The 15,817-nt window shown below is 62.4% G+C and carries 14 protein-coding genes and 1 pseudogene; 5 read left to right on the top strand and 10 right to left on the bottom strand.

The window, feature by feature from the left end:
• Positions 1–9: 9 nt before the first annotated feature.
• A complete protein-coding gene (locus tag VGD45_RS08235) occupies positions 10–930 on the bottom strand; it encodes an alpha/beta hydrolase (protein WP_331154801.1) in 921 nt (306 codons plus the stop codon).
• Positions 931–1,024: 94 nt separating this feature from the next.
• On the bottom strand, positions 1,025–1,369 hold the full coding sequence (locus VGD45_RS08240) for an antibiotic biosynthesis monooxygenase (RefSeq protein ID WP_331154802.1): 345 nt from the start codon (positions 1,367–1,369) through the stop codon (positions 1,025–1,027).
• 78 nt (positions 1,370–1,447) lie between these two features.
• Between VGD45_RS08240 and VGD45_RS08245 the strand changes: the two genes are divergently transcribed.
• Entirely contained in the window at positions 1,448–2,128 is a 681-nt protein-coding gene (locus tag VGD45_RS08245; protein ID WP_331154803.1) for a winged helix-turn-helix domain-containing protein, read from the top strand.
• Positions 2,129–2,134: 6 nt separating this feature from the next.
• Here the strand turns inward: VGD45_RS08245 and VGD45_RS08250 are convergent, their stop codons facing one another.
• Together VGD45_RS08250 and VGD45_RS08255 are read right to left on the bottom strand one after the other, a co-directional pair.
• A complete protein-coding gene (locus VGD45_RS08250) occupies positions 2,135–3,124 on the bottom strand; it encodes a TraB/GumN family protein (protein ID WP_331154804.1) in 990 nt (329 codons plus the stop codon).
• A 109-nt stretch (positions 3,125–3,233) separates the two neighbouring features.
• On the bottom strand, positions 3,234–4,103 hold the full coding sequence (locus VGD45_RS08255; protein WP_331154805.1) for an oxidoreductase: 870 nt from the start codon (positions 4,101–4,103) through the stop codon (positions 3,234–3,236).
• A gap of 111 nt (positions 4,104–4,214) precedes the next feature.
• On the opposite strand from VGD45_RS08255, the gene VGD45_RS08260 reads away from it, so the two are divergent.
• Complete coding sequence (locus VGD45_RS08260; RefSeq protein ID WP_331154806.1) at positions 4,215–5,120, top strand: LysR family transcriptional regulator; 906 nt, start codon at positions 4,215–4,217, stop codon at positions 5,118–5,120.
• Here the strand turns inward: VGD45_RS08260 and VGD45_RS08265 are convergent.
• Complete coding sequence (locus VGD45_RS08265) at positions 5,117–6,070, bottom strand: threonine dehydratase (protein WP_331154807.1); 954 nt, start codon at positions 6,068–6,070, stop codon at positions 5,117–5,119. The genes VGD45_RS08260 and VGD45_RS08265 overlap by 4 nt on opposite strands.
• A 155-nt stretch (positions 6,071–6,225) precedes the next feature.
• Between VGD45_RS08265 and VGD45_RS08270 the strand changes: the two genes are divergently transcribed.
• Complete coding sequence (locus VGD45_RS08270; protein WP_331154808.1) at positions 6,226–6,627, top strand: YciI family protein; 402 nt, start codon at positions 6,226–6,228, stop codon at positions 6,625–6,627.
• 41 nt (positions 6,628–6,668) lie between these two features.
• Here the strand turns inward: VGD45_RS08270 and VGD45_RS08275 are convergent, their stop codons facing one another.
• The 4 genes and pseudogenes from VGD45_RS08275 to VGD45_RS34070 all read right to left on the bottom strand — a co-directional run.
• Positions 6,669–7,667 carry an NAD(P)H-quinone oxidoreductase gene (locus VGD45_RS08275; protein ID WP_331154809.1) on the bottom strand — a complete coding sequence of 333 codons (999 nt, stop codon included), beginning with the start codon at positions 7,665–7,667 and terminating at the stop codon, positions 6,669–6,671.
• Positions 7,668–7,733: 66 nt separating this feature from the next.
• Positions 7,734–8,285 carry a DUF2087 domain-containing protein gene (locus VGD45_RS08280; protein ID WP_331154810.1) on the bottom strand — a complete coding sequence of 184 codons (552 nt, stop codon included), beginning with the start codon at positions 8,283–8,285 and terminating at the stop codon, positions 7,734–7,736.
• A 208-nt stretch (positions 8,286–8,493) separates the two neighbouring features.
• Positions 8,494–9,498 (bottom strand): sugar phosphate nucleotidyltransferase, encoded by a 1,005-nt coding sequence (locus VGD45_RS08285; RefSeq protein WP_331154811.1) that lies wholly within the window; start codon positions 9,496–9,498, stop codon positions 8,494–8,496.
• A gap of 362 nt (positions 9,499–9,860) precedes the next feature.
• Positions 9,861–10,298 (bottom strand): annotated as a pseudogene (locus tag VGD45_RS34070) (CoA-transferase); the annotation flags it as partial.
• A gap of 253 nt (positions 10,299–10,551) precedes the next feature.
• Between VGD45_RS34070 and VGD45_RS08295 the strand changes: the two are divergent.
• A complete protein-coding gene (locus VGD45_RS08295) occupies positions 10,552–13,221 on the top strand; it encodes a TonB-dependent receptor plug domain-containing protein (protein ID WP_331154812.1) in 2,670 nt (889 codons plus the stop codon).
• A gap of 2 nt (positions 13,222–13,223) precedes the next feature.
• Positions 13,224–15,041 (top strand): CocE/NonD family hydrolase, encoded by a 1,818-nt coding sequence (locus tag VGD45_RS08300; RefSeq protein WP_331154813.1) that lies wholly within the window; start codon positions 13,224–13,226, stop codon positions 15,039–15,041.
• A gap of 2 nt (positions 15,042–15,043) precedes the next feature.
• Here the strand turns inward: VGD45_RS08300 and VGD45_RS08305 are convergent, their stop codons facing one another.
• On the bottom strand, positions 15,044–15,745 hold the full coding sequence (locus VGD45_RS08305) for a GntR family transcriptional regulator (RefSeq protein WP_331154814.1): 702 nt from the start codon (positions 15,743–15,745) through the stop codon (positions 15,044–15,046).
• Positions 15,746–15,817: the final 72 nt, after the last annotated feature.

The raw sequence follows: 15,817 nt of genomic DNA on the forward strand, positions 1-15,817 counted from the left end.
CCTCGGCGACTAGCCTTCAGTCTCGAGGAAGCCGCGAACTTCCCGATAGAGCTGCAACCGGCTCTGCTCCAGATGCAGGCGATGACCGCCCTGGCTCAACGCGATGAATCGCTTCAGGGGCGCGCCGAGGCGCTCGAACAGCCACATTCCCTGCGCGGGCGGCGTGACCGCGTCCCACTCTCCCTGGATGACCAGCGTAGGTGTGGTGATGCGCGCCGGGTCGTATGGAAGTTTTCCTGTCTTATCCAGTTCATCCAAGGCGGCCACCATGCCGGCGGGCACCCGCACGCTCGCCGGCACACGCGTGGCGCTCTGCGTGTCTGTGGCGAGATATGCAGCAGACCATTCAGAAAACATTGCCGGATCGAGGCGACGCGATTCACGCACTCGCCGCTCGAAGCCGTTGAGCTGATCAGCTGCCGAGACTTGGATATACCGCCGGCGACGCACTTCAACCGCCTGTGGACCCTCGACGGGTGCAGGCGCGCCGAAGAGCACCAATCGCGCGATGCGATCGGGGTGAAGCTCTGCATATCGAGCGGCGACCAGCGTACCGGCTGAATGGGCGATCAGGTGGATGGCTGTACCGGGCCGTCGCGAGGAGATCGCGGCCATCGCGCGATCGACCTGCCCTACCATGCTCGTGACATCTCCGAGCGCGGGGCCGCTCGCGTCCTCGGAAACCATTTCGGGATAGTTATCCGACTCTCCGTATCCGAGAAAATCCAGTGAATAAACGTCGTAGCCGTGCTCGGCCAGATCATGCATCCACGACTTTCCATCGATTTTCCACGCCGCGGCGTTGCCCGAAGGGAATGTCGCACCGTGCAGGATGAGCACCGGCGGCCCTCGATGATCGATGTGACGCAGGAACAGATTCAGCGAGCCGATGCCTGACGGAACGCGCAGCGATTCGAGGTTCTCCGCCATTGTCGCGGGCCCGCAGGCAAGGAAAACGATGGCTCCAACAAGCGCGCGTTTTAGCAAAGTGGATTTCCGTATCTTCATGGTTCGTTTGTGTTGCTCAGCCGTGGACCGTGAGTGAATCGTCCGGCGCCTGCTCGCGATCCGTCATGGAGTAATCGCGCAGAACTGCCGCGACACGCAGGCGGTAATCGGTGAAGATCCGGTCGCGCCCTGCCGACTGGACCGCTCGGTGCGCCTCCAGCGTGCGCCACTGCTTCACGGACTCTTCGTCCTCCCAGAACGACAGCGACAGCACCTTGCCTGGATGCGCCAGGCTCTCGAATCGCTCTATCGAAATGAAGCCGCGAACCTCGTTCAGCAACGGGCGCAACGAGGCGGCAGCGTCCAGATACGCGTGCCGTTGGCGCGACTCCATCTCGGCCTCGAAGATCACCGCGATCATGAATGCATCTGTGCTCGGCCAATGTCGCGAACGATTTTAGGGATTGCGTTGCGCCGATGGTTCGCTTAGCGTCGAACCATGAAAGACGGACCGAACATTGCTCGCATCGCCGCCCTGCTCGGCGATCCGGCGCGAGCGGACGCGCTCACCGCGCTCATGACGGACCGCGCGCTCACGGCGACGGAGCTTGCGACGACAGCGAACGTCACCAAACAAACCATGAGCGCCCACTTGTCCAAGCTGCTCGACGCCGCGCTGGTGACCGTCGAGAAACAAGGCCGGCATCGCTACTTTCGCCTCGCCGACGAAGATGTCGCGGGACTGCTCGAATCTTTGATGGGGATTGCCTTTCGTACCGGCGCGGTGCGAATACTTTCGAGTCCGCGTGAGCCGGCGCTGCGCAAGGCGAGAATCTGCTACGACCATCTCGCGGGCGAAATGGGCGTGACGATCTATGAAGCGCTCATTCGACATCGCGCGCTGACGATGTCGAATGACGGGCTCGCTCTCACTGACTCGGGTAAGGATTTGCTCGCGCGCTTGGGCGTGGACACGGAGGCCGCGACTCGGCAACGTCGCATTTTTTGCCGGCCTTGCATGGACTGGAGCGAGCGCCGCTATCATCTGGCGGGATCGCTCGGCGCCGCTCTGTTCTCTCGCTTCCAGTCGCTGGGCTGGGTGAAGCTCGAGAAGAATTCCCGCGTCGTGCGCTTCACCTCCGCAGGCAATCGAGGGCTGCGGAGTCTGCTCGTTGCTTGAGAAGCGTCAGCGCGGATCCTCCACGGAATAACCCGCCGCGCGGAGGCTCGAAACGACTCCATTCCCTCGGAGGATCAGATGAACCGGCAACACCACGAGCGTGGTCTCATTGCGGTTCAATGCTCGTTCGAGCGCACTGAGAAGCTTGTTCTCGGCTTGCCGCTGCAGGTCGACGACTTGCTGCTGACTGAGGAACGGCCAACTGTAAGCCAACGATTGGGCGTACGAAGCATCCGCTTCCACCAATGTTTTCAACACTTCCATATCGCCCAGCGCCCACGCGTTCGCACGAGCGCGGGCTTGTGTCATATCGGTTTCGAGACGATCCATGGTTTCGACCAGATACGTGACGCCATTCTGACGAGCCAGCCGCGAGCTGTTATTGTCGGGCGTAACCGGCCCCATCTCATACGCAAGCGGCCGAATCGGAACGCCATGGCTGCCCGCCTGTCGATATATGGTGCGCCAGACATCATCCGCATGCGTGAGTCCAATCCGTTCATACGCCTGCGCCCGCAGCAACAATGCCGCGGCAGTCGGCAACAGACTCTCCGTCTCCGCGTCCTCGCCGATGTATTCATCCCGTAGCGAGCGCCAGCGTGCATGGACCCGGCGTGGCAGAACGTCTCTGAGCTTGTTTCCTCGCGCCTGATAAGGCTTCGACTCTTTGACTCGCAACGATGCGGAGTACGGTCCGAGCACTTCGTTCGAAGCCGCGATCACCGCTTCAACCTGCTTCGATCGCCAGACCATGCCCCTCGGCGTCGGCACGTAGGTTCCAAGAATCCACAGCGTGTGCCCGCCTTTGGATACTTTCCAGAGCCCCGGCCCAGGCTGTTCGCCCAGCACCAGCACCTCCTCCGGCACGCCGACAGCTGAACGGTTCTCGCTGTCGGCGGCATGAGCCGGCCACGAAAACAGCAGCGAGCAGAATGCTGCCCATCCCGTCCAACGTATGAATGCAAGCCCCGATCGATGCGATGTATTCTTGGTCATGGTCGTCCCTGTCACGAGCGCGCCTATTTATCATGGGTCTGGCGCGCTCGTCTCGACCAATGTGATATTGGCAGCTTGACCCTTGATTACCGGGTTCTCAGCCGCGGCGTCATGACAGCGGCTTCGCGGAGCTGGTGGCGCCCTCCAGCTTCGTGTCCACCGCCACCGACTCCCAGCGCTCGAGGTCAGCGAGCAGTTTCCGGGCGTGATCGCGCACGGCGGCGACGGCGTCGTCGCCGAGTTGCAGACGCAGGGGCGTGCTTGCCGATTTCAGAGCAAGCTCGATGGCGGCAGCGGCCTTCAGAGGATCGCCGAGCTGTGATCCATGCATCTGCTTCGCGAACTCTCGCGTGCCGCCAACGGTCGCCTGATACTCAGGCATCGACGGCATCGCTCGCGTGCCGCCCCCAAGCAGGTTGGTGCGGAAATTCCCGGGCTCGACGATCATCACTTTGATCCCGAAGGGCGCGACTTCGAGCGCGAGCGCTTCGGACATGCCTTCCAGTGCGAACTTCGAGGCCGAGTACGCGCCGAAGCCAGGATACGAGAGCTGGCCGCCCAGACTCGAGATATTCACGATCGCACCGGAGCCTTGGGCACGAAGCGTCGGCAGCGCTGCCCGAGTCACTGCGACCGCGCCGAAGAAGTTCGTCTCCATCAAGGCCCGTAGCTCCTTCTCGGGGGTCTCCTCTACCGATCCAACGATGGAGTAACCCGCGTTGTTGATCACAACGTCGATGCCGCCGAACCGCGCGACGGCTTCCTTCACTGCTTTGTCGGCCGCGCCGGGCTGATCGACATCGAGAGAAAGCGCGAGCACGCGATGGGGCGCTTGGGCGGAAAGCTCCGCCAGCTTCGCTGGATTGCGAGCAGTGGCGACCACGTTGTATCCCTGCGCCAGGGCATAGCTGGCGAAAGCGTGACCGAAACCGGAAGACGCGCCGGTGATGAACCAAGTGGTCGGACGAGACTGGGCCATGAAATCGCTCCTATAGATATGTGTCGAACCTGGCATGGCGAAATCATGCCGCCCGGGTCATCCTTTGATAAGACGGTTCAAATCGAATGGGTTATGCGATACGGTTCATGAATGGACCGCGACCTCCTCGCCCATCTGCCCGTGTTTCTTGGAGTGGCCCGTCATGGCAGCTTCGCCGCGGCGGCCAATGAGCTTGGCATGAGCGCCTCGGCGGTCAGCCATGCTGTACGCACGGTCGAAGAGCGCTTGGGTGCGCCCCTGTTCACGCGCACCACTCGAAGCGTGGCGTTGACGGAGGTCGGGCGGCGACTCAACGAATCGATCGGCGCCGCGTTCAACGAAGTTCAGGAAGCCATCGAGCAGATCCGCTCCGAACGCGGCCAGGTCACCGGGCTGCTACGGTTGAACGTGCCGCAAATCGCCTTGCCTCTGGCGATCACGCCGGTGCTTGCGGAGTTAACCTCGCGCCATCCGCAACTGACCGTCGAAGTGTCGGTGCAAGCGGCCAGCACCGATATCGTGGCGGCGGGTTTCGATGCCGGCGTTCGTCTGGGCGGCATGATCGACGGCGACATGGTCGTCGTCCGACTCACGCCTCCGTTCAAGGCCATCATGGTCGCCTCGCCCGAGTATCTGCAGCGTCACGAGCAGATCACGACTGTGCGCGACCTGGCGAATCACAACTGCATCGGTTATCGCCTGCCGACGGCCGGCAGTCTCTACGCATGGGAAATGCTCGATCACGGTCAGGACGTCGCCGTCAAAGTGAGCGGCACGGCGCTGGTCAACGAGCCCGCCTCTGCCAAGGACCTTGCGCTCGCGGGCATCGGCATCGCCTATATTTTCGAGCCCTTCGTTCGCCAGGAACTGGCGGACGGCCGCCTACAGTGGCTCCTGCCGGAGTCGGCCATCGAAGAGCCCGGTTTGTTTCTTTATTTCCCGACTCGCGCCTCGCAAGCGCCGAAGTTGCGCGCCTTCATCGACGCGGCCAAGGATGTGCTGCGAGTAGAACGTTAGCCCGAAAGGACCTGCGCGAACATCGATCGATCGACGTTGCCGCCCGAGAGCACGGCCGCGACCTTCTTACCTCTGACCTTGTTGCCTTCCTTGGCTAACGCCGCAACGGCCGCCGCGCCGGCGCCTTCCGCCACGTTGTGAGTGCATTCGTAGATGACGCGCATGGCCTCGGCGATGTCATCGTCGCTGACTTCGACGATGCGGTCGACATATTTCCAGATGATTTCGAGCGCTTCCGGTTCGGGCGTGCGACAGGCCATACCGTCCGCCAGGCGCGTCGATACAGGCGAGTCGATCGCTTGCTTCGATGCAAACGAGAGCGAGTAGGCGCGAGCATGTGCAGAGACGACGCCAACCACCTTCGTCTCGGGACTCAAAACATTTCTGACTGCGATGGTCGAGCAGATGCCGGATCCCAGGCCGATGGGAACATACACCGTGTCCAGATCGCAAACGGCGCGAAACAGCTCGACTCCATACGTTGCGACACCCTGAATCAACAGCGGATGGAACGAGGGAACCATGTGAGCTCCGGAGCTTTCCGCGAGCTCGATCGCGTGCTGTCTCGCCTCTTGGAAATCCTCGCCATGCTCGATCAGCTTCGCGCCGAGCGCCCGCATCGCATTGTTCTTTTCGACACTGTTTCCAAACGGCACGACGATGGTCGCGCTCAGGCCATAGCGGCTCGCGCCGAGCGCAACCGATTGGCCGTGATTGCCGCGCGTCGCGGTGATGACCTCGCGCGTCTTTTTCGCCTTGGCCAGATCGGCGAAGTACACCAAACCGCCGCGTACCTTGAATGCGCCGACAGGCGTGTGGTTCTCATGTTTGAGCCAGACTTCGGCGCCGAGCCTCTCGGAAAGCAAGGGCCAGCAGTACTGCGGCGTGGCCGGCACAGTTGCATAAACGAGCTGTTGAGTAGACTCGATCTGATTCAGCGTCGGGAGCATGGGCGTGTCAGCTGATGGACTCAAAAATTCAGTGTAGCGCAGTTGTCAGCGTGTTCAGCGTCTCGCTGGTTGCGGCATGCGAGGCCGTCGCGGGCATTCGCTGCCGCATCTGATATTCTGTGTTTCTGTACAGCGACTTGTCGGAAAAAACAGCAATGAGCCAAGCAAACGTCCTGTCTCCCTATCTCGTGCTCTCCCGCGGTCAGTGGGATGAGGACAAATCGCCCGAGCAGATCCAGACGGCCATCGACGCCTTTTATGTCTGGCACGACCGGCTGGTGAGCGAAGGCAAAATGAAATCCGGCTCACGACTCAAGCAGGAGACCGCGCTGGTGTCGAAGCACGGCGTGACCGACGGCCCGTTTGCCGAAACCAAGGAAGTCATCGGCGGCTATTGGTTCTTCTACGCGACCAGCTTCGAAGAAGCCGTGGCGCTCGCCGCTCAGAATCCCTGCCTCGCCTGTGGCTTGAGCTACGAAGTCCGGCCCCTCGAGCCCGAGCAGTGCTCGGCCTACGAGGAAACGAACGAAACGCCGGCGAGCCGCCGAACCCGCTAGACGTTCCCGAATGTGTTGGCGATCGAGCCGATCGCCAACGCTCACGGCGTCAGCACCACCTTGCCGAATTGCGAGCCGCTTTCGAGCCACGTGTGCGCGGCGCCCGCTTCTGCCAGCGGCAACGTCTTGTCGATGAGCGGCGATACTTTGCCCGCTTCGATCCACGGCCAGACGCGTTCCTCGATGGCCCGTGCGAGCCGCGCTTTCTCATCTGCCTCACGCGCACGCAAGGTCGAGGCCGTCAACGTCAGCCGTTTGAGCATGAGCTTGCGCAGATCCAGTTCGACACGATGGCCGGTCAAGGTGGCGATCACGCTCAAGCGGCCTTCCGGCTTCAGCACGTCGACGTTGCCCTCGAAATAATCACGACCGACCATATCGAGCACGAGATCGACGCCACCGGCGGCCTTCACCGACTCGACCCAGCTTCCCGCGCTTGCATCGATCGCAAGGTCCGCGCCTGTCTGCTTCGCACGCGCGGCTTTCTCAGCGCCTCGCGCCGTTGCGAACACACGCGCGCCGCAGGCTTTGGCCATCTGAATGGCTGTGACACCGATGCCACTGTTCGCACCATGTATGAGGACCGTTTCTCCCGCGACCAGGCGGCCACGCTCGAATACGTTGCTCCACACGGTGAACACCGTTTCCGGCAAGGCGGCCGCTTGCACGGGCGTCAAACCTTTCGGCACAGGCAGCGCGTGGCGAGCATCGACGACGGCGTACTCCGCATAGCCCCCGCCCGGGAGCAACGCCGTCACATGATCGCTGACCTTCCAACGCGTGACGCCGGTTCCAACCGCAGCGACTTCGCCAGCCACTTCGAGGCCCATCACGGGCGACGCGCCGGGCGGCGGCGGATACAGACCTTGCCGTTGCACGATGTCCGGCCGATTCACGCCAGCCCCTCGCACGCGAATCAAGATCTGTCCGTCCGCCGCTGCAGGCGTCGGAATGCGTTCGATCGTCACTGCATCCGCGCCGCCTTTGCCGCCGCGAATGCCGACCACGCGCATGCTCGAGGGAATCGTGTTGTCTGCCATGGGAGTACGGATCCGCCGGATGTCACACCAGGCTGGATCTTACCCGGCTGCGTCCTCGAGCAGGAACTACGTCCGTCCCGACAAGCGAGCCAGCAACGGACTCAACTCCGCGGGCGGCTTTTGCTCGATGCGCCGGTACTCGCTCCCGTCCAACGTCCTCTGCACCAGCCGCCAGGCGATGAGCGCACGCCGTAGCAAAGCGTGATCGCCAAACGCATGCCAGCGTTTGATCAGCTCGCTGATCTGTTTTTCGGTGAGCGTGATCCGATTCGGCAGCCGGGACCACAACACCCACAAGCAAAGGTCCTGCAGGTTGGAGCGCGTCGGCCACCGCATGAGCCGACCTTGCGCATCGAACTGGCGCATGGCTCTCTCGATCAGCGCGTAGTCGACGGGGGCCGGCGCCGGCGCTTGAACGGCCGGCGGCGCGTCCAGTCGCTGACGAGCCTCCATCACCCCTTTGCAGTGCTGATAGTTTCTGAACCCCGCCGAACGGCACAGCAAGTTCAGCATTTCGACGTGCCCCGGTGGCTCCGGCAGCTTGCCGAGTTGCTCACGAAGGGATTTGGCAAATCCCGACAAGTCGGAGATTTGCAAAGACAAAGCGGCTCTGGACATGACTCATCCTTTCGCGCCGTTCTCTAGGAGCGTCGATGGTCGCCGACTTTCGACCACGGCACGGGATCAGTGCGTGTCATTGGGAGATGAGCAGGTTTAGCTCCCCTGGACGGGGCGGCGACGCCTCGGTGAACTGCAGACCGTGCCGCGATGATAGCGGGAATGCAGCGCGAAGGCGACAGCCGCGCCTGCCGGGCCGATGGCGGTGTCAGCCCGCCGCGTACTTCGGCGAACGATGCTGGGTGAGGTCCACGAACGGCGTGTGCCGGCCCAGCTCGCGTAGAGAATGTTCCGATTTGGGCAGAACGTGATTCAACGCCTCGATCAGTCGCTTCGGCGTGCCGAGATCGCTCCAGCCACAGGGCGGCACCGTGAGCACCCGTAACATGGAGGGCGAGCGCTGGAGAATGTCGCGCGAGAAATCGAGATCGGGCGCGTGATCGTATAAATGACCCAGCAGATCGTGATGCGCCGGGGACTCGCCGGAGGCAACGATGTTTCGCATCTCCGTGACCAGGCGCGGGCAACGCTCCTCGACCGCCCGGAGCAACGTCGCGCCATGCGCGGCGAAGATGAAGGAGTTCCAGACTCCGCCGCGAGCAATCAGACCGCGAGCCACAGCTGCACTGGGCTTTTCAACGAATTCGGTGACGGAACGCAGATCTGCCACGCCGTTACCCTCCGCCACGATGTAGCCCAACTCCGGATCCGCTTCGTCGGGCGAGATCCCGAGGATCACGATCTGATCGGGACGTTGACGGACGCTGCGCATTGCGGCCCGCAGACTGGTCGCCAGCGCGGCCTCGTTGCGTACGAAATGATCTGAGGGCAGCACCAGCAGATTCGCCTTGGGATCCCGGTGCAGGATTCTCAGCAGCGGCAGCAGAATGCCGGTCGCCGTACCACGGTTACGTGGCTGGCGGATGACATTCTCGGACGGAATTCGCAGATCCAGGGCCTGCCACCACAAACGGTGATGTTCGGAGACGACGACGCACGTCCGCTCCTGCGTCGTCACGCTTTGCGATCTAGTCAGCGCGTCATGGAGTAATGAAACATCGCCACCGAAGGAGCAGAACTGCTTGGGCACCGCCACGCCCGACGCGGTCATGGTGAGCGACTGCAGCCGAGTACCCTCGCCTCCCGCCAGCACCAGTGACCAATCGTGGCCCGCGTTCGACAAGATTCGCACGGGCTGGTGTTCGTGAAACATGAGTCGGTCCCCTCCGGCTGCCTGTTGACGGTCGGCATAGACTGTCCACTGTCACGACGAAAGAACAGAGTGATTGCCCCCGGAATTTTACGTAGAAGAACGGAGATGCTTCAGCGCGGTTTTCAGTCGTGGTGTTGATCAATCACCAGAGGAACCGATCGTGAGCAGAACGGAGTGTCGTAGCGGATTATTCGGCAGATATTTCGGGCCGCCGCAAACCTTTGAGCGCATCGCACTGGACTCGATCCACCGCACCGGTGGGATGTTTGTACGTGATCTCCCACGTGCGGTACCGCAAGCGCGTTGCTGGTCTTGTTATGACGCGGGGCCGATTGCGTGAGGGCGGTTTCAAGCTCGATCTTGACCGGCGCGCCGGTCCCGGCGATCACCTCGTCCACGCTGACACCGGGCGCAAGCTCGACTAGCGTCAGCCCGCCGCTGCCCTTCTTGTCACAACGAAGCACGTCGAGCTCGGAAATGATCATATCCACGCAGCGCACTCCCGTGAGTGGCAGTGTGCAGCGCTCGAGAATCTTCGGCTGAGCGGTCTTCGACGTGTGCTCCATCAATATGACGATCCGCTTCAGGTTGGCGGCCAGATCCATCGCGCCGAGCACGGCGAGATCGATGTGACCGCCGCGGATCATGGCGAAGCTCTCGGCGCTGGAGAAGAAACTCGACGTGGGCAGCTGCGTGATTGTTTGTTTTCCTGCGTTGACGAGGTCGGGATCCTCGTCATCCTCGAACGGAAAGGGTCCCATGCCGAGCATGCCGTTCTCGCTCTGAAGCGTTACTCCGATGCATCACGTGGGATGCATCGGCACCCGTTTCAGCTGAATTGCATCCTATGCGATGCATATTAGATGGCCCCTGAGTTGTCGTCGTTGGGCTGCGCGAAGCATACGGCCCGCTTATACCCCCAAACTCATTGCATATAGCGCCCGAATCTGCCCGCGCGGATTGTTGACAATTTCGTCTGCACTTCCTAGTCTGCCGGAACACCATAGAACGCCCGGATCTCGCCGGGTGCACGCGGACTGCAAGGGGGGATCCATGCGACGTCCAGGTTTATTCGGCGCTTGTGCATTGGTCGCGGTGAGTACGGCGACGGCCCAGGAAGTTAACACCGATCAAGTCGTGGAACAGGTGGTCGTCACGGGCACGAGCATTCGTGGCGTGGCGAGCGCCGGCGCGCCGGTGATTGCGATGGATCGCGAAGAGCTCGTCGCCACCGGACTTGCCACCAGTAGCGACCTGGCTCGCGCCCTGCCGCAGGTGTTGAGTCTAGGGGCCGATGAAAGCCGGCTCGGTGGTGCGCAGGATGGCGCGGCCAATGCGACGCGAGTCTCAGGCATCAATCTGCGCGGCATTGGCAATGAAGCCACACTGTTGCTCATCAACGGTCGACGCCTCGCGCCCGCCGGCATCATCAAGTCTCTCTACGATCCCAACGTCATCGCCTCCGCCGCCATCGAGCGGTTGGAGGTCGTCGTCGACGGTGCATCGGCCATCTACGGTTCGGACGCCGTTGCAGGCGTGGTGAACATCATCACTCGCAACGATTTCAACGGCGCGGAAACGTTGGCTCGCTACGGCGTGGCCGACGGCACGAGCCAGAAAATCATCAGTCAGAACTTTGGCTTCACGTGGGGCGGCGGCAGCGTGTTCGCCGCGTACGAGCACAACGAGCGCGACAGCCTGTCCGGCGCCGACAGGGACTTCGCCTCGCAGGATCGTCGCGCGCGTGGCGGATCCGACGCACGACAGACGCTTGCATCGCCAGGCAACATCGTTTCTGGAACGACGCGCTATCCCCTGCCCGGTGGCGCGGGCACTGATCTCACGCCCGAGCAATTGACGGCGGGCGCAGCGAATCGCTTCGACGAAGGCACGTTCGCCGACCTGTTGCCCAATCAGAATCGCGACAGCTTCTTCCTCGATGCGCGCCAGGAATTCGGCCGCTTCGATGTGTGGTATCAGGGCTGGTACTCGGAGCGTGAGTTCGATGAGCGCGTCGCTCCAGCCTCCGGGCAATTGCGCGTTCCCAATACGAATCCATGGTTCGTCGCGCCCGCCGCGCTCGGCTCGCCTACATCCGTCAATGTGGAATATCGATTCCTCGCGGAAGATTCAGACCCGCGTCTCGCCGGCTATGAGAATGCCCAGCAAAATGCGATCGGCGCGGGCTTCGACATGGGTGATGACTGGCGCATCGACGCTTATGCGAATCTGAGTAAGAACCGCGGCTTCCAGCGCCGAGGTGCCATCACGAACGGTGCAGCGTTGAATGCGGCGCTCGCCAGCAGCAATCCCGCCACCGCCTTCAATCCCTTCGGCGACGGCAGCTTCAACGCTACCAACAACCCCGGGCTCGTCGACATCATCGTTGCCAACCGCGACACCCACGGCACCAGCGAAGCGCGCGATCTCGCGCTCAAGGCCGACGGACCATTGTTCCAGTTGCCTGGTGGAGATATGCGAGTGGCGCTCGGCGTGGAACGTCACGACAACGAATTCCGCCAGACCTTGAACGCCAACAATGTGCTGGCCTCCGGCGCCGTCACCACCAAGAACATTCTCAACCGCCGCCACAACACGTCGATCTTCGGTGAGGTGTTCGTACCCCTCGTCGGCGAGGAGCAATCCGTGCCGGCGATGCACAGCCTGAGTCTGTCGGTCGCGGCACGGCGGGAAGAGTACTCTGACTTTGGCTCGACCACCGATCCGAAGATCGGCTTGATCTGGCGGCCGATCGAGTCGCTCACTGCACGCGCCACGTACGGCACGTCCTTCCGCGCCCCGTCCCTGGTCGACACCAGCGAGCAGATCCACAACATCTTCATTCAGAACCTGACGGATCCAGCCGGCCCTGGTGGCGTCACGCGCGGCATTTATCACAACGGCGGCCGATCCACGCTGCAGCCCGAAGAAGCCACGACCTGGTCGGTCGGTTTGGATTGGCAACCCACGGGCGCGTTGCAAGGACTGACGGCATCGCTCACCTATTACGACGTCGATTACACCGACCGCATCGACGTGGTGTTGAACACGGCGCTCACGAATGCGGCGGTGTACGGCCCTTACGTGCTTCGCCGGCCGCCAGCGAGCGATGCCGCCGGCGCAGCCGCTTTCAACGCCCTCGTGGCGGAGTTCCTGGCGAATCCAGACTTGCAGAGCCCAGTGGAACCGGTCACCAACATCAACGCCATCATCGACGGCCGCCGCGCGAATCTCGGCAGCATGAAACAGCAAGGCGTGGACGTGAATCTGGGGTACAGCTTCCCCACCTCGTTTGGCGACTGGCGCGTTGGCCTCGATGTCGCGAAGATTCTCGACCTTACGCGTTCCATCGCTCCCGGCCTGCCCTACACCGACGTGCTGGATACGTTCTCCAATCCCGTGGACCTGCGCGCTCGCGCCTCGGCGGGCTGGCGGATGAATGGCTGGGCCGCGAATCTTTATCTGAACTACGTCGATAGCTACAAGAACACGGCCATTACGCCGAACGTCGAAGTGGACGACTACAAGACGGTGGACGCCGCTGTCACCTATGACTTCGGCGACGAGCGTGGCGCGCTGAGCGGCCTCAGCCTGTCGATCAACGGCCAGAACCTGCTCGACGAAGATCCGCCGGTGGTATTGAACGGCTTCGTTTCCTGGGACAACCAGAACGTCTCGCCGCTCGGCCGCTTCGTTTCTTTCGTCGTGACCAAGCGCTGGTGATCATGACGGCGTCGACCTCGCTCGTCCGTGCAACGTTGGCGGCCAGCCTGTGCCTGTTGCCCCTGCAGTCCGGGCTCGCCAAGGAAGCCAAGGAGTCACGCCCCGGCGTCTACCGGGGCTACTCCGAAGAGCGTTTCAGCGAATGGCAGAAGACGTCGCAGTACGTCGCGATGTCGGACGGCGTGAAGCTCGCGGTCGATATCTATCGGCCGGCGGTCGACGGGCGCGCCGTCGATGAAAAATTTCCGGTCGTCTGGATCCACACCCCGTATCGCCGGGCCTACACCGACGCCAAGGGCAATCTCGTCAATCCGCTGGAGCAGCTGAATCTCATGCCGCTCCTCGATCACGGCTACGTGCTCGCAGCCGTCGACACGCGCGGTCGAGGCGCCTCGTTCGGTGCGCGACGGGGATTTCAAGATCGCACCGAGGCGCGCGACGCCTACGAGATGACGGAATGGTTCGCTTCACAACCCTGGAGCACCGGCGCCATTGGCGTCGCCGGTTGTTCCTATCTCGGCGGCACGACGTGGCACGCAGCGACCGTGATGTCGCCGCATCTCAAAGCCATCGCACCCGGCTGCACCGACTTCGACAAATATGGCTTCGTCAGTCGCGGCGGCACCACCGCTCAGTTCAACACGCGACCTGAGAACCCCGGCCAGGATTATGGCCAAGGTGTCGTACCCGTGGCCTCGGATACCGACGGCAAACTGGCCGCGGCCGCGATCGCCGAGCATGTCAAAGGCACGCCGATGGCGGAGCTGTGGGCGGGCATGCGCTATCGCGACGATGTTTCTCCCCAACTCGGCGTGCCGTTCTGGCGCGAATCCAGCGTTGCCACTTACGCCAAGGAGATCGAGCGCTCCGGCGTCGGCATTTTCATTTGGGGCAACTGGCTGGATGAAGGCAGCTTCGAGGCCACGCTCGCGTACAACAACCTGAGCAATCCGCGGAAGCTGTGGATGGGCGAATGGGGCCATTGCATCGTCGGTGACTTTCCCATGGCAACCGAGATGCTGCGCTTCTTCGACCATTTCCTGAAAAAGATCGACAATGGCTGGCAGCGCGAGCCGCCCATCTATTACCGCACCATCAATGCGCCTGCGGGCCAGGAGTGGAGCAGCACCGATCGCTGGCCGCTCGCCAATGCTCGAAATAAAACGTTGCATCTGGCTGGCGGCGCGTCGCCCGGGATTGCCGGCCAGCTCACCACGAAGCGCATCGGTTCGGCGGTGGCTAACGACAAGTTCGTCGTCAACTACGATCCGAAGTGCAGCGAGAAGGTGGATCTGTACTTCTTGATGTGGCCGTGCGTTGTGGACAAACACGGTCTCAGCTACGCAACGCCGCCCCTGACTTCCGACACGCACATCGCTGGCCACCCCGTCGCGGATCTGTGGATCTCCGCAGACCAGAACGATGTCGACCTGTTCGTCTATCTCGAAGACATTACTCCGAGCGGCGATGTTTCCATCGTCACTCACGGTCGTCTACGAGCCTCGCATCGAGGCGAGCAACGCCCGCCATATCGCGACTTCATGGGCCTGCCCTATCACCGCGGCGAGCGTGGCGATGCCCAGCCGCTCGTGCCAGGCACACCGGCACGCATGCGCCTGGATCTGCTGCCGACCTCCACCATCGTCAAGGCCGGCCATCGCCTGCGCTTGACGGTCGCAGGCTCCGATCCTCGCCAGCGGTCACGCAATGTGAAATTCGATCCGCCGCCGACCATCAGCATTCACTCCGACCGGGAGCATGCTTCGCAGCTGATGCTGCCCATAGTGGGCGAGTTCTCAGAGGAGGTACGCGGCGAGTGAGGTTATTTGATATCCAGATCCATCGCCGACAGCGTTTCCAGGCCTTCCGCGATGTGTTCGCGCATCAGCCGCTCCGCATCCTTGGCGCGGCCGTTGACGATGGCTTCGGTGATCTTGCGATGACCGGCATTGGCGTTGTCGACGCGGCGGGCACTGTAGAAGGTCGTGATCAGCAATCGGTAGATGGGAATGCGCAGCCGCTCGAGAAACATGCGGATGAACTCGTTGCCCGAGCCTTCGATGATCAGCCGATGCCATTCGTCGTTGAGCCGTGCGAAACGCTCGTGGTCGACGCTGTTCTCGATGCCGTTCAGCTCGGCCTGGATCTTCTGCAGGCGCCGCTTGAGATCCGGCTTGTCGGCGGCGGCAAAATCGGCGGCCGCCATGCCTTCCAGCGCCATGCGGGCGCGATACATCTGCCGCAAGTCATCGTGAGTAAACCGCTTGACTGACGCGCCCCGGAACTCCTCGATGGTGACCAGCCCTTCGCTCGCCAACCGCTGCAACGCTTCGCGAACGCGGCTGCGCGTGGCCGTCGGCAGCTCACGCATGATGTCCGCTTCGACCAAGCGTTGGCCGGGCACGAAGCTGCCACGGCGAATCCGTTCGCGAATCCAATCCATCACCTCGCTCGCCGCGACGGGCTCGGCTCGGATCGGGGCGCGTGACTTGGCTGCAGGTCGGTTGTCAGTCTTGGCTGGCATGAACTCTCACTGCCGCGGCGGCGGCGTGGGTGACAATATGATCGATGTTTTGGTCGACAATCAACGAGGGCA

This window comes from Steroidobacter sp. (assembly GCF_036402275.1).
Lineage (GTDB): Bacteria > Pseudomonadota > Gammaproteobacteria > Steroidobacterales > Steroidobacteraceae > Steroidobacter.

Coding starts and splice junctions, on each gene's coding strand:
- VGD45_RS08275 (WP_331154809.1), bottom strand. CDS start 7,667: ATGGCAGACAACACGATTCCCTCGAGCATGCGCGTGGTCGGCATTCGC.
- VGD45_RS08295 (WP_331154812.1), top strand. CDS start 10,552: ATGCGACGTCCAGGTTTATTCGGCGCTTGTGCATTGGTCGCGGTGAGT.
- VGD45_RS08270 (WP_331154808.1), top strand. CDS start 6,226: ATGAGCCAAGCAAACGTCCTGTCTCCCTATCTCGTGCTCTCCCGCGGT.
- VGD45_RS08260 (WP_331154806.1), top strand. CDS start 4,215: ATGGACCGCGACCTCCTCGCCCATCTGCCCGTGTTTCTTGGAGTGGCC.
- VGD45_RS08300 (WP_331154813.1), top strand. CDS start 13,224: ATGACGGCGTCGACCTCGCTCGTCCGTGCAACGTTGGCGGCCAGCCTG.
- VGD45_RS08245 (WP_331154803.1), top strand. CDS start 1,448: ATGAAAGACGGACCGAACATTGCTCGCATCGCCGCCCTGCTCGGCGAT.
- VGD45_RS08235 (WP_331154801.1), bottom strand. CDS start 930: ATGGCGGAGAACCTCGAATCGCTGCGCGTTCCGTCAGGCATCGGCTCG.
- VGD45_RS08255 (WP_331154805.1), bottom strand. CDS start 4,103: ATGGCCCAGTCTCGTCCGACCACTTGGTTCATCACCGGCGCGTCTTCC.
- VGD45_RS08250 (WP_331154804.1), bottom strand. CDS start 3,124: ATGACCAAGAATACATCGCATCGATCGGGGCTTGCATTCATACGTTGG.
- VGD45_RS08280 (WP_331154810.1), bottom strand. CDS start 8,285: ATGTCCAGAGCCGCTTTGTCTTTGCAAATCTCCGACTTGTCGGGATTT.
- VGD45_RS08240 (WP_331154802.1), bottom strand. CDS start 1,369: ATGATCGCGGTGATCTTCGAGGCCGAGATGGAGTCGCGCCAACGGCAC.
- VGD45_RS08285 (WP_331154811.1), bottom strand. CDS start 9,498: ATGTTTCACGAACACCAGCCCGTGCGAATCTTGTCGAACGCGGGCCAC.
- VGD45_RS08305 (WP_331154814.1), bottom strand. CDS start 15,745: ATGCCAGCCAAGACTGACAACCGACCTGCAGCCAAGTCACGCGCCCCG.
- VGD45_RS08265 (WP_331154807.1), bottom strand. CDS start 6,070: ATGCTCCCGACGCTGAATCAGATCGAGTCTACTCAACAGCTCGTTTAT.